Annotated in this window: 24 protein-coding genes, 2 pseudogenes and 2 riboswitches; of the genes and pseudogenes, 14 read left to right on the top strand and 12 right to left on the bottom strand. The window is 37.6% G+C overall.

Annotated elements, in window-relative coordinates; translation table 11 throughout:
- The first annotated feature begins 1 nt into the window (after position 1).
- Both PDT38_RS05520 and PDT38_RS05515 read left to right on the top strand, forming a co-directional pair.
- Positions 2-1,249, top strand: a complete 1,248-nt coding sequence (locus PDT38_RS05520) for a glutamate-5-semialdehyde dehydrogenase (RefSeq protein ID WP_270799589.1) — start codon at positions 2-4, stop codon at positions 1,247-1,249.
- A 219-nt stretch (positions 1,250-1,468) separates the two neighbouring features.
- Positions 1,469-1,894, top strand: a complete 426-nt coding sequence (locus PDT38_RS05515) for an organic hydroperoxide resistance protein (protein WP_270799588.1) — start codon at positions 1,469-1,471, stop codon at positions 1,892-1,894.
- Between the two features lie 342 nt (positions 1,895-2,236).
- Here the strand turns inward: PDT38_RS05515 and PDT38_RS05510 are convergent, their stop codons facing one another.
- Positions 2,237-2,680: a MarR family winged helix-turn-helix transcriptional regulator gene (locus PDT38_RS05510; protein ID WP_270799586.1), complete on the bottom strand. Its 444-nt coding sequence runs from the start codon at positions 2,678-2,680 to the stop codon at positions 2,237-2,239.
- A gap of 27 nt (positions 2,681-2,707) precedes the next feature.
- Positions 2,708-3,178, bottom strand: a complete 471-nt coding sequence (locus PDT38_RS05505) for a nucleoside deaminase (RefSeq protein ID WP_270799584.1) — start codon at positions 3,176-3,178, stop codon at positions 2,708-2,710.
- A gap of 146 nt (positions 3,179-3,324) precedes the next feature.
- Between PDT38_RS05505 and PDT38_RS05500 the strand changes: the two genes are divergently transcribed.
- Positions 3,325-3,954, top strand: a complete 630-nt coding sequence (locus PDT38_RS05500) for a histidine phosphatase family protein (protein ID WP_270799582.1) — start codon at positions 3,325-3,327, stop codon at positions 3,952-3,954.
- Positions 3,955-4,044: 90 nt separating this feature from the next.
- Here the strand turns inward: PDT38_RS05500 and PDT38_RS05495 are convergent, their stop codons facing one another.
- The 5 genes and pseudogenes from PDT38_RS05495 to metE all read right to left on the bottom strand — a co-directional run bounded on the left by PDT38_RS05495 (position 4,045) and on the right by metE (position 9,695).
- Positions 4,045-4,899: a DUF6544 family protein gene (locus PDT38_RS05495; protein WP_270799581.1), complete on the bottom strand. Its 855-nt coding sequence runs from the start codon at positions 4,897-4,899 to the stop codon at positions 4,045-4,047.
- Between the two features lie 173 nt (positions 4,900-5,072).
- A complete protein-coding gene (locus tag PDT38_RS05490) occupies positions 5,073-5,732 on the bottom strand; it encodes a hypothetical protein (protein WP_270799579.1) in 660 nt (219 codons plus the stop codon).
- Positions 5,729-6,043, bottom strand: coding sequence for a DUF5082 domain-containing protein (locus PDT38_RS05485; RefSeq protein ID WP_270799578.1), 315 nt, complete (start codon positions 6,041-6,043; stop codon positions 5,729-5,731). Before PDT38_RS05485 ends, PDT38_RS05490 begins: the two co-directional genes overlap by 4 nt.
- 670 nt (positions 6,044-6,713) lie before the next feature.
- Positions 6,714-7,238 (bottom strand): annotated as a pseudogene (locus PDT38_RS19395) (GNAT family N-acetyltransferase).
- A gap of 174 nt (positions 7,239-7,412) precedes the next feature.
- Positions 7,413-9,695: a 5-methyltetrahydropteroyltriglutamate--homocysteine S-methyltransferase gene (metE, locus tag PDT38_RS05475; RefSeq protein WP_270799576.1), complete on the bottom strand. Its 2,283-nt coding sequence runs from the start codon at positions 9,693-9,695 to the stop codon at positions 7,413-7,415.
- 59 nt (positions 9,696-9,754) lie between these two features.
- On the opposite strand from metE, the gene PDT38_RS05470 reads away from it, so the two are divergent.
- Complete coding sequence (locus PDT38_RS05470) at positions 9,755-9,913, top strand: hypothetical protein (protein ID WP_270799575.1); 159 nt, start codon at positions 9,755-9,757, stop codon at positions 9,911-9,913.
- Positions 9,914-10,483: 570 nt separating this feature from the next.
- Positions 10,484-10,753: a Rossmann-fold NAD(P)-binding domain-containing protein gene (locus tag PDT38_RS05465; protein WP_270799574.1), complete on the top strand. Its 270-nt coding sequence runs from the start codon at positions 10,484-10,486 to the stop codon at positions 10,751-10,753.
- 339 nt (positions 10,754-11,092) lie between these two features.
- Here the strand turns inward: PDT38_RS05465 and PDT38_RS05460 are convergent, their stop codons facing one another.
- Positions 11,093-12,097, bottom strand: coding sequence for a S8 family peptidase (locus PDT38_RS05460; RefSeq protein WP_270799572.1), 1,005 nt, complete (start codon positions 12,095-12,097; stop codon positions 11,093-11,095).
- 145 nt (positions 12,098-12,242) lie between these two features.
- Between PDT38_RS05460 and PDT38_RS05455 the strand changes: the two are divergent.
- Both PDT38_RS05455 and mgtE read left to right on the top strand, forming a co-directional pair.
- Positions 12,243-12,398: pseudogene (locus PDT38_RS05455) on the top strand (transcriptional regulator SplA domain-containing protein); the annotation flags it as partial.
- A 141-nt stretch (positions 12,399-12,539) separates the two neighbouring features.
- A riboswitch (M-box (ykoK) riboswitch) is annotated at positions 12,540-12,704 on the top strand.
- A 248-nt stretch (positions 12,705-12,952) separates the two neighbouring features.
- A complete protein-coding gene (mgtE, locus tag PDT38_RS05450) occupies positions 12,953-14,308 on the top strand; it encodes a magnesium transporter (protein WP_270800147.1) in 1,356 nt (451 codons plus the stop codon).
- 152 nt (positions 14,309-14,460) lie between these two features.
- On the opposite strand, the gene PDT38_RS05445 is transcribed toward mgtE, so the two are convergent.
- On the bottom strand, positions 14,461-14,793 hold the full coding sequence (locus tag PDT38_RS05445; RefSeq protein ID WP_270799569.1) for a MerR family transcriptional regulator: 333 nt from the start codon (positions 14,791-14,793) through the stop codon (positions 14,461-14,463).
- A 181-nt stretch (positions 14,794-14,974) separates the two neighbouring features.
- Between PDT38_RS05445 and PDT38_RS05440 the strand changes: the two genes are divergently transcribed.
- The 3 genes from PDT38_RS05440 to PDT38_RS05430 all read left to right on the top strand — a co-directional run bounded on the left by PDT38_RS05440 (position 14,975) and on the right by PDT38_RS05430 (position 16,032).
- Entirely contained in the window at positions 14,975-15,133 is a 159-nt protein-coding gene (locus PDT38_RS05440) for a hypothetical protein (protein WP_270799567.1), read from the top strand.
- 92 nt (positions 15,134-15,225) lie between these two features.
- On the top strand, positions 15,226-15,399 hold the full coding sequence (locus tag PDT38_RS05435; protein WP_270799565.1) for a stress protein: 174 nt from the start codon (positions 15,226-15,228) through the stop codon (positions 15,397-15,399).
- Between the two features lie 171 nt (positions 15,400-15,570).
- Positions 15,571-16,032: a MarR family winged helix-turn-helix transcriptional regulator gene (locus PDT38_RS05430; RefSeq protein ID WP_270799563.1), complete on the top strand. Its 462-nt coding sequence runs from the start codon at positions 15,571-15,573 to the stop codon at positions 16,030-16,032.
- On the opposite strand, the gene PDT38_RS05425 is transcribed toward PDT38_RS05430, so the two are convergent.
- Both PDT38_RS05425 and ku read right to left on the bottom strand, forming a co-directional pair.
- Positions 16,029-17,867 carry a DNA ligase D gene (locus PDT38_RS05425; protein WP_270799562.1) on the bottom strand — a complete coding sequence of 613 codons (1,839 nt, stop codon included), beginning with the start codon at positions 17,865-17,867 and terminating at the stop codon, positions 16,029-16,031. The two genes, PDT38_RS05430 and PDT38_RS05425, sit on opposite strands and share 4 nt — an antisense overlap.
- Before the next feature lie 3 nt (positions 17,868-17,870).
- Positions 17,871-18,734, bottom strand: coding sequence for a non-homologous end joining protein Ku (gene ku, locus PDT38_RS05420; RefSeq protein ID WP_270799561.1), 864 nt, complete (start codon positions 18,732-18,734; stop codon positions 17,871-17,873).
- 141 nt (positions 18,735-18,875) lie between these two features.
- On the opposite strand from ku, the gene PDT38_RS05415 reads away from it, so the two are divergent.
- From PDT38_RS05415 to PDT38_RS05400, 4 genes are all read left to right on the top strand, one after another.
- The gene (locus PDT38_RS05415; protein ID WP_270799560.1) at positions 18,876-19,517 is read left to right on the top strand and encodes a DedA family protein; all 642 of its coding nucleotides are present in this window, start codon (positions 18,876-18,878) and stop codon (positions 19,515-19,517) included.
- A gap of 46 nt (positions 19,518-19,563) precedes the next feature.
- Positions 19,564-19,737: riboswitch (yybP-ykoY riboswitch) on the top strand.
- A 48-nt stretch (positions 19,738-19,785) separates the two neighbouring features.
- Positions 19,786-20,547, top strand: a complete 762-nt coding sequence (locus tag PDT38_RS05410) for a TerC family protein (RefSeq protein ID WP_449374905.1) — start codon at positions 19,786-19,788, stop codon at positions 20,545-20,547.
- 259 nt (positions 20,548-20,806) lie between these two features.
- Positions 20,807-21,562: an RNA polymerase sigma factor SigI gene (sigI, locus tag PDT38_RS05405; RefSeq protein ID WP_270799559.1), complete on the top strand. Its 756-nt coding sequence runs from the start codon at positions 20,807-20,809 to the stop codon at positions 21,560-21,562.
- Positions 21,559-22,617: an anti-sigma factor domain-containing protein gene (locus tag PDT38_RS05400; RefSeq protein WP_270799558.1), complete on the top strand. Its 1,059-nt coding sequence runs from the start codon at positions 21,559-21,561 to the stop codon at positions 22,615-22,617. Before sigI ends, PDT38_RS05400 begins: the two co-directional genes overlap by 4 nt.
- A gap of 8 nt (positions 22,618-22,625) precedes the next feature.
- On the opposite strand, the gene PDT38_RS05395 is transcribed toward PDT38_RS05400, so the two are convergent.
- Entirely contained in the window at positions 22,626-22,820 is a 195-nt protein-coding gene (locus tag PDT38_RS05395) for an alpha/beta-type small acid-soluble spore protein (protein WP_270799557.1), read from the bottom strand.
- Positions 22,821-22,966 lie beyond the last annotated feature (146 nt).

The raw sequence follows: 22,966 nt of genomic DNA, 5'->3' as shown, positions 1-22,966 counted from the left end.
AATGAACGAAGTGATTAAAAAAGCAAAACAGGCGAAAAAAGCGAAAGCAGAGCTAGTGCATCAAACGACAGAAGCGAAAAATGAAGCTCTTTTTCTTATAGGTGAAGCGCTTCGTTCTAATCAAGACTATATATTGACGGAAAATCATAAAGATATTGAGTGTGGCAAAGAAAGAGAGTTTTCCCCTGCGCTATTAGATAGGCTTTCCTTAAACCCTGAAAGGCTGAACGATATTGCAGATGCTCTCTCGCTCCTAATCAATCTTAACGATCCTGTCGGAGAGCGTTTGGAAACCATTCGCAAAGAAAATGGGCTACTGATTGAAAGGGTTCGTGTTCCGCTAGGTGTTGTCGGCATGATCTATGAAGCGCGTCCAAATGTGACGGTCGATGCTGCCACACTTTGTTTGAAAACAGGAAACGCTGTGATTCTCCGCGGTAGTTCGTCTGCAATCAATAGTAACAAAGCGCTTGTCCGTGTCATTCAGGGAGCACTTGCCCAATCCATGTTGCCGAAGAATGCCGTTCAACTAATTGAAGATACGAGTAAAGAAACGGCGAAACAACTGTTTACGTTAAATGAGTACTTAGATGTATTAATCCCAAGAGGTGGAAAAAAGCTTATCGATATGGTGGTGCGAGAATCGACAGTCCCTGTGCTTGAGACAGGAGCAGGGAACTGCCATATTTTTATTGATGAGTCAGCACAATCGGAGATGGCAAAGCAAGTCGTCATCAATGCGAAAACCCAGAGGCCCTCTGTTTGTAATGCTGTTGAATCTCTACTCATTCATGAAAATTGGGCAAAACACTCTGGAAGATCACTACTGAACACGCTTCAGACAAACGGGGTCGAAATTAGAGGAGATCAACTGATTTGTGAACTGGTTCCTTCAGCCGTTCCAGCGGAAGAGCTAGATTGGGAGACCGAGTTTTTAGCACCTATTATTAGTGTAAAAACTGTCCCTGATATACAGGAAGCGGTCAAACATATTAACCGCTATGGAACAAGGCATTCTGAAGCCATTCTTACCGAAAATGAAGAAAATGCTCGCTTTTTCTTAACATCTGTTGATGCAGCCGCTGTTTATCATAATGCTTCAACTCGTTTCACAGATGGGTTTGAGTTTGGATATGGCGCAGAAATTGGTATCAGTACACAAAAGCTGCATGCAAGAGGTCCGATGGGACTTGAAGCATTGACTTCTTCTAAATATATCATAAAAGGAAACGGACAAATTCGTATTTAACACGCCCACGTTCGCAGCCTATTACTGTCTGGAACATCTAGGCTTCAGTACTGTTACCATACCATCTCTCGTGAGTCAAGCTATTGAACTTTAGAACTCAAATCCAGTTTTCAGAAGCATTCTGCTATTTTTTTAGTGGGATGCTTTTTAGTTGAATTTTGAATTTTAATTTTATAAAATTTAATTGTGCACAATTAATTTACGAGGAGGAGATTTTTTATGGCAAAAGTTTTATTTACCTCTCAGGCGACTGCAAAAGGCGGTAGAGATGGACATGTCACAACACCTGACCATGTATTGGAACTGGAGTTAGCTATGCCTGAAACGCCAAAAGCAAAAAAAGTAGAGCAATCAACTAATCCAGAACAATTATTCGCTGCTGGATATGCAGCATGTTTTGACAGTGCATTACAATTGACTGCTAAAAAATCACGTGTAAAGATTGAAACGGAAGTAACCGCTCATGTCAGCCTTCTAAAAGATGAAGCAGATGATGGGTTTAAACTCGGTGTCAGGCTTCAAGTGAAAGGAACAAATATTGAAAAAGCAGAACTAGAAAAGCTTGTCGATCAAGCCCATCAACTATGCCCGTACTCTAAAGCGATATCTGGAAATGTTGAGGTCGTTCTTGAGGTTGTATCATAAAAAAGTATTGCGGTATTTAGCATGGTCATTCCTAAATGAATGATCATGCTTTTTTTAGAGAAAATGAAAAATCTATATATTGTTGGCGGGTTGTTACTTATTACAATTCTCATACACTTATTGATGCGAAACGATATTGATAAAAATAAAAGACTAACGAAAAAAGGGAAAATAAAATTGGGGAACGTTATTTGTCATCATGATTTTGACCACCATAACCATAGTGCTAGTGAATGGTTAAATATGTTTATCTTCTTCATAGAAAATAGGGCATAGAACCACTATGGATCCATGCCCTTATTTGTTTGATAATTGAAGGCGCTTTCGCCATGTAGGTCTCAATTATTTCATTTCATTTGTTATCGATTGCAGGAAAGAACGCAGCACATCTGATAGGTGTTTTAATTCTTCTGAAGTTAAGGGTGTCCGCGTCATTATCTCCGTCGGAATATGGCTTGCTTTTTCTTTTAGCTCTAACCCGGTTGGGGTTAATGAGACAATAACGGATCGTTCATCATCAGATGATCGTTCGCGTTTAATGAAGCCATGCTGTTCCATTCTTTTCAGCATTGGTGTCAGTGTCCCCGAATCCAAATAGAGCAACTCACCCATTTTTTTAACAGTTAATTGCTCATGTTCCCATAATAATAGCAATGTAACATATTGAGGATATGTTATATTCAGTTCATTGAGAAGCGGTTTATACAATTTTGTCATCTCACGTGAGCTCGCATAAAGCAAGAAACACAACTGCCGGTCAAGTTTCATATGATTAAAATCGTTCATCCATTCACCAACTTATTAGAAACAATTTTAATACTCAATCTTTTGCTCGGTGTTTACCCAAGTCTGAAAAGGTTTAAGCTTGTCCGTAACTTCAATCTTATAAAAAGGAATCTTCCGTTCACTTTGATGTTTTGTTATTTCTTCATAAATATAGGAATCGTCAAAGCCTGCCGATGCGGCATCTGAATGTTGTGATGCGAAATAGACTTCCTTCGGTCTGGCCCAATAAATGGCGCCTAAACACATTGGACATGGTTCACAACTAGTATAAAGAATGCAGTCACTCAACTGATAATCACCGATTGCTTCACATGCCTTACGAATAGCTGTCACTTCTGCATGTGCTGTCGGGTCATTACTTGTTGTCACATTGTTTTGTGCTTCGGCAAGGATTGTTCCATCTTTTACAATGACAGCGCCAAAAGGTCCACCTGTACCGCTCTTTACACCTTCTACCGCAAGTTCGATGGCTCGCTGTAAGTATGTTTCGTGATTCATTTCTGTTCCTCCTTGGTTGACTTGCATTTTTATTATAGCTGAAGATGTTGAAAAAATGAAATGAGTTCATAAATTGCAATTCATTTACATGATTGTGTGATGTTAAATATAATAAATGATAGAAATGAAGGATGGAGGAGGATTATTTGCTTACTTTATATATTGCTAGACATGGTCAGACTGAGTGGAATATTGAAAAGCGAATGCAGGGTTGGGAAAATTCTAATCTAACAAGTTTGGGATTAGCAAATGCGCAAGCACTTGGCCAAAAATTAAAAGATGTTGATTTTCAAGTCGTATATGTTAGTACAAGCGAACGTGCTGTTCATTCAGCTCAAGCCATTCTACAAGACCGAGTGCTTCCTTTCATAAAAGATGATCGGTTTAGAGAGATTGGCCTTGGTTGTTGGGAAGGGAAAACATATGCAGAAGTTCAACAAACTGATGCCGACATGTTGAAGGCTTATTTTCATCAACCTGATCAATATATTCCGAATGGGGGAGAAAGTTTTCCAGCTTTTGAAAACAGGGTGAGACAAGCTCTCAAGCAAATTTTAGACAACCATCGGGAAGGGAACGTCTTACTTGTCAGTCATTCTGTTTTTATCTTAATGCTTTTGAATATATTAAAAAAACGACCCATTCAAGAACTTTGGAATTCAGCTTATGTTAGTGATACCGCACTAGCGGTAGTTAATATTGCTAAAAATGGTCATATCACAATTTTAAAAGAAGGGGACGGAGAGCATCGAATCAAACAAGAACATAGTTGGTAACGCTCTCTCATACAATAGAGCTACTGCGCATCGCCATCCTGATCCGTGACCCTCGGATTGACGATCGCAGTTTTTTTATAACAGTTACAATTAATCGATCTCTATCTTATTGTACTGTACATCATCAATTTCAAAATGGAACCAGTCAAAGTCGCCTGTATCTAGCTTCCAAATGACTTTTCCTCGAACTGGAATTTTGATCCCGTTGAATTCTTGATAATCCTTCAGTTGGATAAGCCATTTTTCTAGAGAATATGTTCCTTTTGACTCCATATAACGATCTGCTAAAAAGCTTGTCACTTCACCCTTATCATTAAATTGGAATACGCCAGATCCGGTTATTCCACCATAACTCATCGTCGCTTTCGCAGAGTGTGAATCGATTTCCTCCCACTTTAGTGCATGATGAAGGGCTGCCGTTGGAAACCATACTAACTCCCCTAAATATCTTAGAAGTGTACCTTGATCAATTTCTTTTCCGCTTGCATCCGCGATTTTTATAAAAGAGAGGAGTTTAATCAGCATATTTCCTTTGCCTTGATCATATTTATCTCTTCCAGCGATATGAATGAGTGGAGCAGCTTTAATGAAGCAATTCCAAATGAAAGCGGGCTTATCGATTGTATAATAATACACAGCTTTAGCAGGCATCCAAGGTTTTCCCTTTTCAAGCCGTAGCTTTGATTTTTGTTCAATGCGAACTGTGTGTATTTTCTCCTTACCGATCACTTGAGCATGGTGTAACCATTTTTGAACACATGCTGGCAAAGTTGTTAAATCAGCTTTTTCTATGATGTGTTGTTTGCTGTCTTTATCAATATTTCTAGCAAATAATGTTTGGGCTTCTTGTTTAACTTTTTTGAGAAAGATGATATTTGAAATTCGACTTACGAAAAAAACGAGGATCATCATGATGATGAGTCCTAAAGCTAGCCCTTGAATCAATGTTTCTTCCTCCTTATGAAAGCTAATTATCATGTTAGCATACTAATGAAATTGAAAAAAACTTGAGGGGAATGTACCTGGATGTGACAATTGAAAAAGCTGGCGATAATGCCAGCTTTTGTTTAGAGGTTATATTCTTAGTTCCTCATTGTGAATCATATTTTGCTGTTACACTATGACTGGGTTGTATGCTTCGGTAGGTAAACTGTTTGAACATCGATTGCTTGTTTTGTTATACATGAAACCGTAAGTGAAAGAGGGCCTTTGGCGACATGCTGATAGGCTAGAAGACAAAGGTTTTTTACGACCCTGTTATTAAATAACTGGCGTGCCGACCAAAGCAACCGCTTTCCTTGATCATCAAACTGAAAACAAGCTCCATTTTGAGTGTTTGTTAACAAACCTGTTAGACCGTTCTTCTTTAATTCGTTCATTAAAACACGTGGTTCGGACAAAATTGATAGCTCTAACTTAAATTGATCAGCTGACAATCCCGATGTGGCCAGAAAAGTCATGATGTGTGAATAGTTAGCAAGCTGTCCGCTATGTTGATATAGCTGCGCAGCAAGGATCTGATCGGTTTTTTTCATCCGGGACTCAGTGTAGCAAAGTAAATGATGGATGTCATCAAGTGTCCTTAAATAGCTCTTTAATTCATAGTCTAATTCAGACTGGGCATGATCGATAGCATTTGTTTGTGCCGCTGTCACATTTAAGAGTAGTACATGGAGATGTCGGTTTAAAAGCTGTATCATCCCACTAATCCGCTCTTGAGATTGGCTAAATTGAAGGGTGAGGGCATTTAAGTTGTTTAAATTGATACGGATACTCATATCAGTTCCTCAGCTTTCAGTCTCAGCCGCTCGATTTCCTCTGTCGCTTGCTGCTTAACATTACTTAGACTGTCGTAAACACGATATTCCGCATCATCAAGATCATCTAGTAGAGCGTCATACATCTGGCGTGCTTGCCCTTGCCAGTCATTCATGTACAATTGATGGGCTTTTAAAATGGTCAAACTTTCATGTCTCAGTTCAGTCATCGCATCACTCAAATCTCTTATATAACGTTCAAGAGATTGAATATCCTCGGCATATGTTTTTCGTTTAAATTCGCGTTCAAAGGCTTTTCCATCATCATTCAATATATATTTTCCTTCCTTTCCAATCAAGCTACTACAAATATGTTAAAAGAAAAAGGAATGGAAAGGAATCGTACAAATGAATCAAAAGTCTTAATGGGAGATTTGGCGAGTGAATGACCGATGATAGTATAAAAGAACCATCTGGGAATAGATGGTTCTTTTATACTAGCTGCTATCTTATAAAAAGATCTGATTATTTTTCACTTCATACAGGAACAGAAAAAGATCTAACCCCACACTTAGCTAAGTCTGGGGTGGGGCAAATTCTTCATATTCTGACAGACGGCTGTTGGGAGAAATTGATCCTCCACTTTTAATTTACCTCTTAATCAGTAGTAGTGAAGCCTATGCAGCTGTTTTGCAAAGCTGTACTCTATTTATTTAATAAAGTACCCTGAGGCCGGACAACGATTTTGTCTTACCTTTTCTTTATGATTTTTCCCATACGTGCCTAGAGATGAATTTTTGATGTTTTTTCAATTTTGTTTTCAAGCGAAGGTCATAAGTGTTTACCTTTTCAATCATATCTTATTGAATCTTCCACTTTGGAAACAAGCCTTTTAGAATGAAAGTATTTATGAACGATGTCACCAAAGACTTGACGGTTGGAAGTTTACTGTAATTGACAATTGTATAAAGTAGCTGATCTTCTTAAACCCAACAAGTTGAATTAGAGTTTTTTATTAAGATTTTCCCATTCTTCTCTTAATATACCCATTCGAATTGAGTCGTAATACATACCGTTATAAAGTCGACATTTTCTTAACCTTCCTTCTAATTTCATACCTAATTTTTCTCCTAATCGCATCATACGAAGATTTCCTGACCATGTTGTGAAACCGATTCTAACCAAAGGTAAGGTCTTAAACAAATGATCTATCCAATGTTTTAAAAAAAGGGTTCCATATCCATCATCACCATAATTAGGGTCATAAATAGAAATTCCAACTTCAAGCCAGTTAGATTCCTGATGTTCTCAGTAATAAGATACGGTACCAATCAACTGATTATGAATATACAATCCCCAGCGATTTTTCTTTTGAATAAGAGAAGAGGCTTTATTTTGAAGAAAATCATTGTAAGATAATGTCTCGTGTTTATAATATGGAGCATCCTATTTTTTCCATTATGGATCGGGTTTTTTATACACGAATGTCCAGTAAGCTTCTAAATCCGCTTCATTTAAGGGTTTCATGTGCAGCTTTTTATTAATATTAATACTCAACAAATCATACACCACCTGGATTTGATGTTTTCCGTAAAGAAGTTCTTTGCTAAACTCCTTGTAAAAATAAAAGAAAAAAAATTAGCTGTCGAGAGAATCTCGACAGCTAATCATCTGCAAACAGATAGTTCTTCCATTTCATCTTTAAACGGTTTGAGCCAATGAATCTCTTGCTTGTTTTGCGGCTTCTACCATATTTTTTAAAGCGGCAATTGTTTCTTCAGGTTGCCTTGTTTTTAAACCGCAGTCAGGGTTTACCCAAAAACGGTCGTTTGGACAAACTTTAAGAGCATCACAAATGATCGTAAGCATTTCACTGGTAGGAGGGACCCGTGGGCTGTGAATGTCATATACACCAAGTCCAAGACCTTTTAAATAAGGACGGTGTTCGAGATATTCGAGAAACTCACCATGGCTTCTACTATGTTCAATCGTAATTACGTCTGCATCTAGGTCTTCAATCGTATCGACAATATCTTCGAAATGACTGTAACACATATGAGTATGAATTTGCGTTGTATCTTGAACAGATGATGTAGAAAGTCTAAAAGCCTGAGCAGCCCATGTGAGATAGTCATTTTGGTCATGTTCTTTTAATGGAAGTCCTTCTCTTAATGCAGGTTCATCAACTTGAATGATTTGTATTCCCGCTTTTTCAAGTGCTTCAACCTCTTTTTTAAGGGCATAAGCAATTTGAAAAGCAATTTCTTTTCTCGACAGATCAGACCGGGCAAATGACCAGTTTAAAATGGTGACAGGACCTGTCAACATGCCCTTTACTTGTTTGGAAGTCAAAGATTGGGCATAAACTGTTTCCTTCACAGTCATCGGTTCTTTAAATTCGACATCTCCATAAATTACTGGCGGTCGGACACAGCGAGAACCGTATGATTGAACCCAACCATATTTAGTAAAGGCAAATCCGGCCAGCTTTTCCCCGAAATACTCAACCATGTCTGTCCGTTCGAATTCTCCATGAACTAGAACGTCAAGTCCGATATCTTCTTGAATATCAATCCATTTGTTAATTTCTTCTTTAATAAAGGCTTCATATTGCCCATCTGACCATTCTTGTTTTCGCCATTTTTGCCGTGCGCTTCGCACTTCAGTAGTTTGTGGAAAGCTTCCGATTGTTGTTGTTGGTAACAGTGGCAGTCCAAGTGCTTCATTTTGGAGAGTAAGCCGTTTTTCGTAAGCTGTTTCACGAGTAAAATCTTTTTCAGTCAGCTGTTCTTCGGTAAATGCCTGATCAGTGGCTGTCCCGAAATGTTTAAGTGTGTTTAAGTGTTGGTTTGTGTTGTTTATTTGCTCCCCAATTGCTGCTTTTCCTGACAGTAAACCTTCTTTCAATAGACGGAGTTCAACACATTTCTCTTTTGCAAAAGCTAGCCCGTTTAACAAATCTTTCGCCAAGTGTTCATCAGGGTGGATAGCTACTGGAACATGGAGCAGACTGTTTGAAGGTTGAATCCAGATTTCGCTAACTCTGATTTCACTAACCAATTCGGTGATCCAATCAAGTCGTTCTTCCAGATTCGTTTTCCAAATATTCCGTCCATCCAATATTCCAGCGGCAAGTACTTTATTCTTTGGAAAGCCGAGGGATTTCAACTGTTCAAGGTTTCTTCCTTGATCATGAACAAAATCAAGTCCGATTCCTTCAACAGGAAATGAAATCAGCTCTTCGTATCCATCAACTGAATCAAAGTAGGTTTGTAAAAGAACGTTAAGTGTTGGAACTTCATCTTTAATGGCTTGATATATAGCCTTTGCAGCCGCTATTTCTTCAGGAGAGGCTGTGACAAGAGCTGGTTCGTCAATTTGTACCCATCTAACACCTTCCAACTCAAGCTCTTGAAGAAGTTGGATGTATAGAGGGACCAACTGTTGATAAATGCTTGCGACTTCTTGTTTTTCGTAGCCTTTTGCCAATTTTGTAAACGTGTATGGACCGAGAATGACAGGCTTTGTTTCTACACCAAAGACTGATTTTGCTTTTCGATAGGCTTCTAACGGTTTATTTTCTGTCAGACGGAATTCGATTGATTTTTCAAATTCAGGCACAATATAGTGGTAGTTTGTGTTAAACCATTTAGTCATTTCGCATGGTACAGCGTTCTTAGTACCTCTAGCCATTGCGAAATAAGTATCTAAAGGATCTTGGATATGCTTAAATCTTTCCGGAATCCAGTTGAACATCACCGCTGTGTCAAGGACGTGATCATAGTATGTAAAATCAGACACTGGTACAATGTCAATTTGCTGATCTAACTGTGTTTGAACTGCCTCTAAAAATTGTTTTTCCATCTCTTGAAGAAATGTTTCACGGTCAATTTTTTCTTTCCAATATGACTCAAGCGATTTTTTCCATTCCCTGTTTAATCCGATTCTTGGAAAGCCTAAGCTACTTGTCTTCACAACTGTCATTTGATCTCCTCCTTTAAAAATCAATAAAAAAGACATTCACTTGTTTTGGGGATTTGGAGGTGAATGCCGCCAAACAGCAACTTGTGTTCGAGATCTGTGCTACATCAACTCTTGAACACCTCCTATCAGTCATTGGAAAAGCATCAGATCAACTCTCCAACCGGATATCTCATCCTTTCCAGATCAGAACAGTGGGTTTTTTAGCTGCTTTCTATTAGCTTTTCTTAAATTTTTTCAAATTCAGATCAAAGCCAGCTGACCATGTTCCTGATGATGAAATTGTTTAATAGATTATATACCGTCATGACATTTTAGTCAAAATTATTTTTTTATTCTAATAATTTAAAAGATTGATTAAAAAACTGTAGATCTTCACGACCTTTTCAGCTGTTTGAAATGTTTGTGTACCATTCCGTCAAGCACTGGTAGTGTATGAAATGTTTAATATGGGGATGTTTTAAAAACGTGCCTTTAGATGGTGGCTTTATTCATAAATAAAGGAGAGAAAAAATGATTTGATTAACAGGTTCTACGGGAACAGTAGGAAGAGAAATTGTCAAACAACTAATAGAATGAGGCGTTCCATTTAAAGCTACTTCCAGATTAAAAAAAGGAGATGGTATTTACTTTGATTTTGAAGACGCTGATTCTTATCTTCCGGCTATGAATGGGATTTAACCGTCCACCACATATTTCAAATATAAAAAAGTACTTAGATCCAGTCATCACCTCAGCCAAATTAGCAGGAGTAACACATATTGTAATTTTATCGTGATTAGGTGTCGAAAATGATAAAGTCAGGAATTCCTTATACTTTCTTACGTTCAAGCTTTTTTATGCAAAATTTAGTTCACCAGCATGTGGAGGAATTACGTAAAGATCGTCAAATTTTTGTGCCAGCAGGCAATGGGAGAACAAGCTTTATTGATGTTCGGGATATTGCTTCAGTAGTCGTAAAAACGTTAACTGAGTCTGGTTATAAAAATCAGGTATATTCACTAACTGGTTCAGAGGCACTGACCTATTACAAGGTAGCCGATATGTTAACAGCTGAATGAGGAATAGCCATTGCTTATGCCAATCCATCTGCAAAAGCATTCAGAAAGAGAATGTTAGAAAAAGGAGTTCTTGATCACCATTATGATTGGTATTTATGCAAAGTTAGGACTGGCTAAGAAAATGACACCTGATCTAGAGAACATACTTCAGAGGCAGCCAATCACTGTAAGGCAATTTGTTCACGATTACCGGGATGAATTCATTTAACTTGCACAGTCATGTTCAAATAGATGTTAGTGTCCACTAAAAAAGCCGGTCAATGGGACGTGGAAAGTCCTCATGACCAGCCAATTTATTAGAAAATGACAAAAAAGTCTTTGTGAATAGATCTTAATCAATTAAAAGGAAAGGAGTTTTATCTTTGCGGTTTTTTCGGCTAAAATATCTGGAGAGGTTAAATATAGAAAACCGTTGCCAATCAATGTTTTTGAGTAATCATCAAGAGGAATCGTTCGACGGATCAATTGGGCGTATAGCTCCGGCTCGGTCAATTTACGATTAAATGCTTTTTCTTCCATCGATTGAATAAGAGCCAGTGCTCCGCTGACATGGGGAGCAGCCATTGATGTACCCGTTAATTTACCATATTGTTGATGAGGTAATGTTGACAAGATTTTTTCACCAGGTGCCACTAAATCAATTTCTTTATTCGCATTTGAAAATTCAGATGATTCTCGTGTGACAGATACTGACCCGACAGCGATCACTTCATTATATGCTGCTGGGTATGAGTATTCCTCTGTCCGCTCATTTCCATCACCTTCATTTCCTGCAGCGCAGACGACAAGAATACCATTTTGGACAGCATGATCAATCGCTTTTTTCAATTCTGGAATATCATTGGGGCCGCCCAGAGACATTGAGATGATATCTACTTTCTGTTCGACGGCATAATTGATTCCATTAATAATCCATTCATATTGACCAGATCCATCTTTACCACCAAGCACCTTGACAATTAACAGGTTTGCAAGAGGGGCAACCCCTGAAATTCCTCCGCTGTTCCCATTGGCGGCAATCGTACCAGCTACATGGGTACCATGTCCATTATAATCATTGTATTGGTCTTCTTGACCGTTATCATCGCTAGTGAAGTTTTTTCCACCAATCACTCGGTTAGCTAAATCTGGATGTTTGGTATCACAGCCTGTATCAAGAACTGCAATTGTAACATTTTTTCCTTTAAAACCTTGTGACCACAGCTCTGGTGCCTTAATAGCATTGATTCCTTCCGGCATTTCACTAGCTTCCATAAGCTTTTCATCCATGACATAAGGAATTAATCGCATTTGCATGTTTAAAGCCTCCTTTTTTGTGCTGCTTTGGTGAGGTACAAGGTGCATGATAAAATTATAAAACATCTTTAAAATTTAAAAAAGGTTCATTCGTATTAATTTTTTGAAAAGTCCAAATTTTAAAAATAACGGACGATTAGCTCATATCTATGACTAAAATGAGGTACCCTATAGAAAAAAAGGAGTTGTTTTTCTTATGAAAGAAAAAGAAGACCATCAGGTAGAATTATCAATTAATCAGGCGGAATTCGTACCACATCCGAAGTTTGATGAGGAGTATACCCTTTTGCTTCATGAAAACTATCATTTCCTCTCAAATGAAGATATTTCTTCAAAGGAAAGTGAATAATCTTTAAAATGCCTCATCTGATTAAAAAGCTGGTTGGTTTTTTGACGGAAAAAGAAACTTTCACATACATTAAAGGGTTATTATTGTTTTATTTATTGACAGTTGCCCTTTTTTTCTGTAATCTCATTTTGTCCGATCAATACAGCTTTTCGTTAGGTGAGGCTCCTGTATGGAGATACGCTGCTGCCCAAAAATGTCCAAAGACGCCAATGGGTTAACAAGAATCATCGACATAAGGTGATTTTTAACGCAGCTGACATCATGTCTATGCCATACAGTGCTAAAGCTCTACGATTGAAGGCGTTAGGGTTTTATTTTGTATGGCTTTTTAACACCTTCATTTTAATGAAATAGGTGTTTTTTTATTTTATAATAAAAATAAATAAATGGATTTTTCTAAGGAGGTGTGAGTATGGATTCTCCCCATTCGAGGCGGTTTAAACATACGAAAGGCATCATTAGGCACACATTGATTGAGGATGAGGAGATCTTTAAACATCACACCTTCTGTTATGGTGGTATAAGGATCTCCTAAAAAGGAGGTACAAATGACCATGTTGCAAAATATGACATATGATGAACTAATTTTACGGATTATTATTTTACTCAGAGATGGAAAACGAAAAGAGTTTCTACATCTTTTAGAAGAATTGCAACCGTATGATATGGCGATTTTATTTAAAGAAATGCCAGAAAAGCACCGCGGGCGTTATCTTTCTTTTTTAACCGTTGATGATATAACCGATTTGATGGGAGAGTTAGAAAAAGAAGAACAGTTTGCTGTGTTAAATAAAGTCGGTAAAGAAAAAGCGACCCATGTCATGAACAAAATGGATAACGACGACCTTGCCGCACTTCTTGAGGAGATGGAACCAAAACTTAAGGATCAGCTTCTTTCGAGCATGGAAGCTGAAGAATCCGAAGCAGTCAGAGTACTAATGAACTATCCAGCGGAAACTGCAGGAAGAATTATGACAAACCGTTTTGTATGGATTCCGCAAAACTATACGGTAAAGGAAGCTGTTATTAAGCTGAAAAGTTTTGCAGAGATTGCCGAGTCCATCAACTATTTATACGTGATCAATGAAGCAAAACAGCTTGTTGGTGTTTTATCTTACCGCGATCTAATTTTAGCTGAACCCGGTGAAAAAGTGCAGGATTTAATGTTTACAAGGGTTATTTCTGTTGATGCCATGCAAGATCAGGAAGAGGTCGCAAGGCTCATTGAACGTTATGACTTTCTAGCCATTCCTGTTGTTGAGAAAGAACATAAACTTGTCGGAATCGTTACCGTTGATGATATTATCGACATTGTGATTCAAGAGGCGAATGAAGATTACGAAAAATTTGCTGCTTCAGGTAAGGCGATCACGTTTGATACAAAATCGTATGTTGCCGCATACCGACGACTCCCTTGGTTAATTTTACTTTTGTTTATCGGTCTGATTTCTGGGAGTATTATGAGTTATTTTGAAGATACGCTTCAACATGTTGTGGCATTAGCCTTTTTTATGCCAATGATCGCCGGAATGACAGGAAATACAGGCACACAGTCATTAGCGGTTGTGATCAGAGGCCTTGCCAAAGAGGAGCTCAATAAGAAAACGATCTTTCGGTTGATTTTTCGAGAATTGAGAGCCGGTATCATTATTGGGATTGTATGTGCTGTTTTTATTACAGGAATCGCAATTGTTTGGCAGGGGAATTTTTTGCTTGGTTTTGTGGTAGGTACATCACTTTTAGCAACACTTATTATTGGTACGATGGCGGGTACGATTGTCCCGATTATTCTTCACAAATGTAATGTCGACCCAGCGATTGCCTCAGGCCCGTTAATTACAACTTTAAATGACATTTTATCTCTATTAATTTATTTTGGTATTGCAACAGCATTTATTCATGCCTTATAAATAGCGCCCTCCTAAAAAAGGAGGGCTTTTTCTATGGAGCTGATCAACATGGATCAGGAGAAATTGCGAGACCCCCGCAGGAGGCTCACGGAATCGCCCGCGGAAAGCCGAGCAAATTTCCCAACTTTCATTCACACTACGATAAAAAATTCTTAACGGTTTCTGTATGTGAAGTGTGCATTAAGCTGCCCCTGAAGCATTTTTTTTCTTAGTTGTTGATCATTTTTTAAACTTTTTTCTTTTTTGCGCATATCTTTCAGGATCTCTGCTGTTTGTACACCGTCTTCGCGTTTATTTGCAATGTCCATCAGCCGCTCTACATCCGCGAAGGAGTATTTTCTAGTTCCCCTTGATGATCGTTGTGGATAGATTAATTTTCTTTCTTCATAATATCGAATCTGCCTCACTGATAAGCCTGTGAGTTCGCTGACGATACCGATAGAAATGACTTTTTTATCCTTGTAAGAATGGTCTTCGACTGTCATATTCCCACCCCTAAGACGACTTTTTTTGTATTATATAAAAAATTGAGAGAAAAATCTTATGATTTGTAATAAAATCTGACATGGATAAAAAATTTACGGAAGAAAACTTAACATAAGAGATGAAATGGACTTGAAAATTTTATAATGTTTAACTACAAAATGGATTAGGGGGAGCCTATTGATGAAAGAAGAAAAACAAGCTGTCCTACTCGCTCAACAAATAATTGCTTTAGACAACAGAAGAGATGAATTGTTTGAAATGTTATTGAAACTTGCAGGAAAAGAAGCTTTTCCACTATTGCGTTCAGTGCAGAATGGCCTTTACCAAAAATCATCTTAAGATGAGTAATCTTTACATGGTGTTTATTTTGTGTTAACAAACCGAGTGTAAGATAAAGTTGATGGAATATCTAAAAAATGAAAGGAGATACAATGAGTAAATTACTAAAAAAAGCATTGGAAGAAGAGAGAAAACACTATACAAAAAAACTGATTTCAATTGGTGCATGTCAACAAGATATTTTGCATAAGATGACAATTACAGAATTGCGAAAAGAATATATTTACTTTTTTCGAAAAGATAAAGCCTCGCTTAAAAATAAGTAAATAAAGCGGGGCTTTCTTTTTAATAGATGAAAAAAGAAGAAGGAGTTTCCCCACATTTAACGAAAATATATACATGTAGAAGTGGGAGGAGATCTCCCTTTGTTTTTGTGGGTGTAAGGGTTTACACTCGCTTAAATTTATTTTAAGAAAATAGTATAAGAGGTAGATGATATGAGACTTTCGTTTAATGAGGAAGAGGTTCACCGTGCTATGTCTTTGTACAAAGTTTTTGCAAGAGCTTTTAAAAGCATTTCAGAACATAGTATTCGGGATAGTAAGGAACATGGCTTTAATCCAACAGAATTTGCTGTATTAGAACTTCTTTATACAAGGGGAGCTCAGAAGTTACAGCAAATCGGTTCAAGACTGCTCCTTGTAAGCGGGAATGTCACTTATGTGATTGATAAACTAGAAAAAAACGGTTTTATCAAAAGGGAGCAGGACCCAAAGGATAAGCGATCTGTTTATGCGAAATTGACGGAAAAAGGCCAAACATACCTTGATCAAATTTATCCTATCCATTCCATGAGAATTGCACGTGCTTTTTCAGGTTTGACAAAGGAAGAACAGGAACAGCTCATAAACCTATTGAAAAAAGCCGGAATTCACAGCCAACATCTTTTGTTTCGTTAAAAATTGCTGTCTTTTAAGTGATCGAGAATCGCTCTAATTTGTTTGTCTTGCGGCTGTCTAAAAAATTGTTCGAACGGACATCCGGTTTCATTTACCCGTTTGATGACAGCATCCATTGTAAAATCAACAGGTGATAAGGTGGAATTGATTTCTGACCAAAATAGTGGAGCTGCAACTGTTCCCAGTTCATTCCCTCTTGGGGAGTAAGGGCAGATTATCGTTTTTCCAGGAGCATGCTGGACATAGTCGATGTAAAGTTTTCCTTGTCGATTTTTTATCAATCGTTCAGTTGTAAACAAATCAGGAAATAGTGAGACACAATATTTTGCAGCAAAACTTGTGAAAATGCGAGTCTCATCATAAGTAAATGTGTTTTTTGAAAGCGGTATATAAATTTGTATACCTTTGTTCCCTGACAGTTTAGGAAAGGATTGAAGACCAAGTTGTTCAAATAAGCGCCGTAGTTCCTCAGCTGCACGAACAGCGAGGGAAAACTCCGATTGTGAAGGTGGATCAAGATCAAAGACAATTTCAGTCGGGTGTTGTGTATCTACTGTTTGAAAAGGAATATGAAATTCCACGGCAAGTTGGTTGGCAAGCCATAATAAAACAGAATAATCATGACATAGAATATGTTCATGCTCTTGATCTTTAACAGAAGTAATAAAATCAGGGGCATAATCAGGCTTGTTTTTTTGAAAAAAGGATTCTTTACATGCTCCGTGGGGATAGCGAATCACTGTAAGCGCCCGATTTTTTAAAAAAGGCAAAAGAGTTTCACCCATTTCAATTAAGTAACCCATGTAATCTGCTTTTGTTTTTTGGGTTTTCGGAAAAATAAGCTTGTCGAGATGTGTAAATTGCAAAGCTGGGTTTATGCTTTTTGAATGCAGTAAAAGCCGCAAATATGTGCAATCTTCCCATGACATATCAAATTCGAATTTGACAAAAGAAACTTCCCGTAGTGTACCAAAATGGATTGTCAAATAATACACCATCATACAAATCGAAGGAGCAATCACATATTCACCAGTTTTTACTTCTGTTCCATGTTGTTTGACAATCGCGAGGACAGCGTTTCTTTCCTGATCTGAAAGGCCATGGGAAACTGAACCGATCTCTTTTATTTTTCCGCGATCAACAATGGCTATTGTTATATAACCATTTGCATGATTATATCCTGTCATGAAAACGGCTGCTCGTTTGTGGTTTTTTAGCTTCACCCATTCAGCCGTTTTTTTGTTTTCTTTCCAGAGGCTGTCTTTTTTCTTGGCAACCACTCCTTCTCCATCATATTTTTTGATGTGTTCCCAAAGTGAACGAAAATCAGACGTTTCGGGAATGTAGTGAATTCGCTCATGTGAAAATGGGTCAGGAGCTAGTGGGATTTTCAGATGAACTGAAAAGTCATAAAGCATTTTCTTCCTTTCCTCATAGGGTAATGAAGTTATGTTCTTTCCTCTACATGTCAATAAATCAAAAGCAAGGTAGTGACATGGTTGATGAGTAGCAGCTTCTAGGATAAGATCTTTTCTTTTCAATAATCCTCTTTTTTGCACATATTCAAAATTTGAACGGTAACGGTTTGTTAATGAAACGATTTCTCCATCGATTGTAAAGGGGAGATATCTTTCAAGTTGAGGTAGCTTTTTTTTTATATACTGTGTAATTTCAGGAAAAGCGTTATTCAAAGAAAGACCATTCCTGCTGAGTAGGGAAACCTCTGTTTGAGAAACGTTTAATAGCCCCCGGTAGCCGTCATATTTTACTTCATATCGCCAATTTTCACCTAGTGGAGGTGAAGACGAGAGTACGGGCTGCATTGTAAGGGCCATTTTCTATGTGACCTGGGAGGCTTTTTTTCGGGATGTTTTTTGTTTTTTAGCCTCTACTCCCACTGTTTTTTCTTCCTTCACTACTTCTTGTTTTTTCGTTCGTTCAATACTTGCCTGAAGAGCGCTTACTAAATCGATAACATCCTCACGTGACGCGGTGTTTGCAACAGGAGTTGTCAATTCGTTTTGATCAATCTTTTCCTTAATTTTCTCCATGACGGCAACTCTGTAAGTATCTTCATATTTTTCAGGTGTAAAAGTAGTTGTCAGTTCATCAATTAATGAAATTGCCGTTTGCAATTCTTTTTGATTGATTTCTGTTTCTGTCGGCACTCCAGGGACATGTATCGTGTTTCGCACCTCATCAGGATAGTGGATTGACTCCATTAAAATACAGTTGTCATACACCCTTAGGATGGCAAGTTGTTTCTTGGAACGAATTGTCATATGGGCAATTCCGATTTTTTCTGTTTCTCTCAGAGCCTCGCGAAGAAGGGTGTACGCTTTTACGCCATTATCTCCAGGTCCGACAAAATAAGATCGGTTAAAATAAATCGGATCAATTTCTTTTAGTCGTACAAAATCAACAATTTCAACTGCTTTATCTTCTTGCTCTTCCTTTAGATGATTCATTTCTTCATCATTAAAGGTGACATATTTTCCCTTGACATATTCATATCCTTTAACAATATCATCTGATGATACTTCTTGATGGCAATTTGTACATTTTTTTTCATATTGAATTGGTGAAAGACATTCTTTATGAAGAGAACGCCACTTAATATCTTTGTCTTCGGTTGCAGCAAATAATTTGATCGGAATATTGACAAGCCCAAAACTAATTGAGCCTTTCCACATCGTATGCATTCGTTCAACTCCTTTTTCCTTAGTGATGCCATTGTACGATTTGTTTCATGAATAGTAACATATGGATTTGAAGCATCATACAAAAAACTGTGGTAAAATCAAGTTTGTAAGTTCTTTAGAACTCGAAATTATTTTAAGGCTGTGATTGATATCGAACAATTGATTTTGTCAATGGTAGAGGCTTTTAAAAATCTCTCATATTTTGGTGTGTTTCTTGCTTTATGCATTGAGTTTATACCAGCTGAAGTTGTTCTTCCTCTTGCCGGCTATTGGGTTTATCAAGGTGATATGTCTCTTATAGGGGTCGTTCTGGCAGGGTCACTGGGAGGTGTCGTTGGTCCATTAACTCTTTATTGGTTAGGAAGGTATGGAGGAAGACCCTTTTTAGAACGCTATGGAAAGTATTTTTTTATTAAGCCAGAAGCGCTTGAAAAGTCAGACCGTTTCTTTGAGAAATATGGCGGTTTTGTCGCGTTTAGCGGCCGGTTTATTCCAGGGGTTAGAACGTTGATTTCAATACCTTGCGGACTTGCCAAAATGAATGTCTGGGTGTTCTCCATTTATACATTCCTCGCCATTACACCAATTACTTTTGTTTATGTTTATTTAGGCTTTTATCTTGGTGAGAACTGGAGCGCTGTTGGTAGATTGTTGGACAAGTATCTTCTACCACTTGGAATGGCAATTGCGGTCTTGTCTATTCTTTACCTATATATAAAGTACAAACAAAATAAAGTGAAGACAGAAAGCCTGACTTCTTTTTTGAATAAAAATAAGGATTGACAGATAAACGTAAGAGAGTTAATATGATCATATAATTCAATATTTTCTTTTTCCCAAAGGGGAGTAGCGTCCGGTTTTAAAACCGGAAACAAAGTCGTCAGTTCATGGATGAGTTCCATCGGCTTTGTTGGCATGTATTGATAAAGATATAACCATGTCTAGCAAGACCTTTGCCTAATGTTGGCAGAGGTCTTTTTTGCTTTCTGAAAAATACACTGCTGCATTAGGGGGAATAAGAGAAAGAGACAATTACTTAGGAGGATTTTAAATGGATGCAGCATTATTACTTGAATATGGTTGGGTTCTTCTTATTTTAGTCGGGCTAGAAGGTATTTTGGCTGCGGATAATGCTCTTGTCATGGCTGTCATGGTTAAGCACTTGCCTGAAGAAAAAAGAAAAAAAGCACTTTTTTACGGATTAGCCGGTGCGTTTGTGATGAGGTTTGGTGCGCTATTTGCGATCTCATTTCTGGTCAATGTTTGGCAGGTTCAAGCGATTGGCGCAATCTATTTGCTGTACATTTCCATCCATCATATTCTAAAGCAACATGTTTTCAAAAAAGGCGAAAAAATAAAGGGAACGAAAGAAAGTGGGTTTTGGCCGACTGTGATTAAAGTCGAGCTTGCCGATATTGCTTTTGCCGTCGACTCGATTTTAGCAGCGGTAGCGCTTGCTGTTACATTGCCTGTGACAAACCTTCCTAAAATCGGTGGATTAGATGGCGGTCAATTTATAGTGATCTTAGCTGGTGGTATTATCGGTATTATTATTATGCGTTTTGCTGCAAGTGCGTTTGTCAATTTGTTAAAGAAGCGTCCGAGCCTAGAAACAGCAGCATTTGTGATTGTTGGTTGGGTCGGTGTCAAACTGACGCTTTATACACTTGCCCATCCGCAAATTCATATCATTTCACATCATTTTATTCATTCAGGAACATGGAAGCTCATCTTCTGGGTTGTACTGATTGGTATTGCTCTTGGAGGATGGTTTATGTCAAATCCTAAAAAACAGCAGAATGAGGCTGCATAAGAATAACAAAAAACTGTCGGTAAATACTGATAGTTTTTTTGTTGGGGAATTTGTCGAAATAACTTTTCATTTTATTAACATGGGTGTTACAAAAACAGCAAAAAACCCCCTTAATCATCTGCTTCTTATCGAATTAATCTAAATGAAGAACCATCCTTATTGTCACAATTGAAAAATTAGAAATGTGTTCCATCTCTTCACCTTTGCGAATCCCTAATAAATTAGCTATCATAGATGAGTAGTATAGGGAGGAACTGAGGTGAAACCAGTGCTTAGCCTTTTGTTTAAGACAGGAAAAAAGAAACCAACATTAGAAGATTCTGTAATCAGCATACAACAAGGAAATCAAAAGCTGCAAAACGAACTGATTGCTCAATACAAACCTTTTGTAGCTAAAACGGTTTCATCTGTATGCAAACGATACATAGATGATAAAGATGATGAATTCAGTATCGGCTTGATTGCATTTAATGAAGCGATTGAAAAATATTCTTCAGAAAAAGGAAATTCGCTGCTTTCTTTTGCAGAATTAATAATTAAACGTAAAGTAATTGACTACATCCGAAAAGAAGCGAGAAATGCCAAAAACGTAAAAATGGATTCGCAAGAAGGAGAAGAACATGAATCTTCTCAAAGTATGATAGAAGCAGAATTATCAATTGATGAATTTAATCGTCAGCTTGAACAAGAACAAAGAAGGGAGGAAATTCTACATTTTAAAGGAAGATTGAAAAGCTTTGGTTTATCGTTTTCTGATTTACTGGAGCACTCGCCAAAACACTTTGATGCGAGACAGAATGCAATTAAAGTGGCATATACGCTTGTTACCCATCAAGAATTGAAGGAGATGTTGTTTCAAAAGAAACAGCTCCCTGTTAAACAGCTTGAGAAACTGGTTGATGTGAGTAGAAAAACTGTGGAAAGAAATCGCAAGTACATTATCGCGATGGTGATTATTATCACCGGTGATTACATTTACCTTAAAGATTATCTAAAAGGGGTGCTTCATTCGTGAGAAGAGGAATTGTAGTAGAAAAAAATAAAAAATGTGTTACTTTGTTAACCCCTGACGGACAATTCTTAAAAGCGAAAAAAATGGAAGAAGAATATAAAATCGGTCAGGAAATTGCCTTTCCTGTAGAGACAAGGATGGAGCGAAAACGCGCAGGTTTTTTTGATTTACTCTCGCTTCGTTCGATAAAAGCCGGTGTTTTCTCAATTGCTGCGATTATGCTGTTTGCTTTTATGTTTATACCTGATTTTTTCAATAATAAAGCCTATGCATACATGACCATTGACATCAATCCAAGCTTTGAATTGGCACTGAATAAAGATTGTGAAGTTGTAGGTCTGGTGGCGCTAAACGAAGATGGAAAAGACTTAATAAACAGTATAGAAAATTGGGAAAAATCAGACTTTAAAGAAGTGATCAGTGAAATTGTGGAAGACAGCGATAAACAGGGCTATGTTAAAGACTCAAAAGAAGTTTTAATTACAACTGTTTATGAAAATAATGAAGATGATTCTTATAAAACAATTGTAAAAAGCGAGATTGCTGATGTAACGGAAAAATATGAGAATCAGAACTTTAAGATGAAATTGGTAGAATCAGACATGGGAACAAGGGAAAAAGCCCAGAAAGAAGGGGTCTCAACGGGCCATTATATCCGTTCTCATGAAGAAGAGACAAAAGATCAAGATGTTGTGGATGATCAAGAAAAAAAAGCTGATCAACATCACAAAGATGAAGATAAAAAAGAAAATAAAAAAGAGAAAGGAATCAAAGATGAGGATCAACCTGAACAACATTCGAATGATGAAGAATCCAAAATGGAAGATCAACCAGATGATGATAAAAAAACATTAAATCGAGATGAGACAGGTTCAGATCAGAAGAAAAACGAGGAAACGATTACCCCAAAACAAAACCCTCAAGACAAAAATAATGACAAAGAAGATGAGCAGTTAGAAGAGGGCACTTCTGAGGATGAGAATGTCAATAAAGTTCCTTCACAAAAGGATAAAAAACCGTCTGATCAAGAAAATCCGCCGAGAAGCCCCGGCGAATGATTTAGGTTTTATTTATTTTTTTCATTTAACTGAGTTTGAGCCTGCTGTACAAGACGTTTTGTCATTTCCCCGCCAACAGATCCATTTGAGCGAGCGACCGAATCTGATCCAAGGTGCACACCAAATTCCTGAGCGATCTCATATTTGAACTGGTTTAATACTTTTTCAGCACCAGGAACAACTAGTTTATTCGTTCTGGACATGTATTCCACTCCTTTACTTATGGTTGCTTGTTTAGTTTTAAAATAGATGAACTTTTTTATGCTGGCAATTGTTGATATGACAATGAAAAACTTAGCTATTGTGAGGAGACTGCTGGTAAGTCCATTGTTTCATGAAAAAAAGGTGC

It is taken from the genome of Bacillus changyiensis, from assembly GCF_027706145.1.
Classification (GTDB): domain Bacteria; phylum Bacillota; class Bacilli; order Bacillales; family Bacillaceae; genus Bacillus; species Bacillus changyiensis.
The sequence above is the reverse complement of the archived record's forward strand: the minus strand, read 5'-3'. Positions and strand labels throughout refer to the sequence as shown.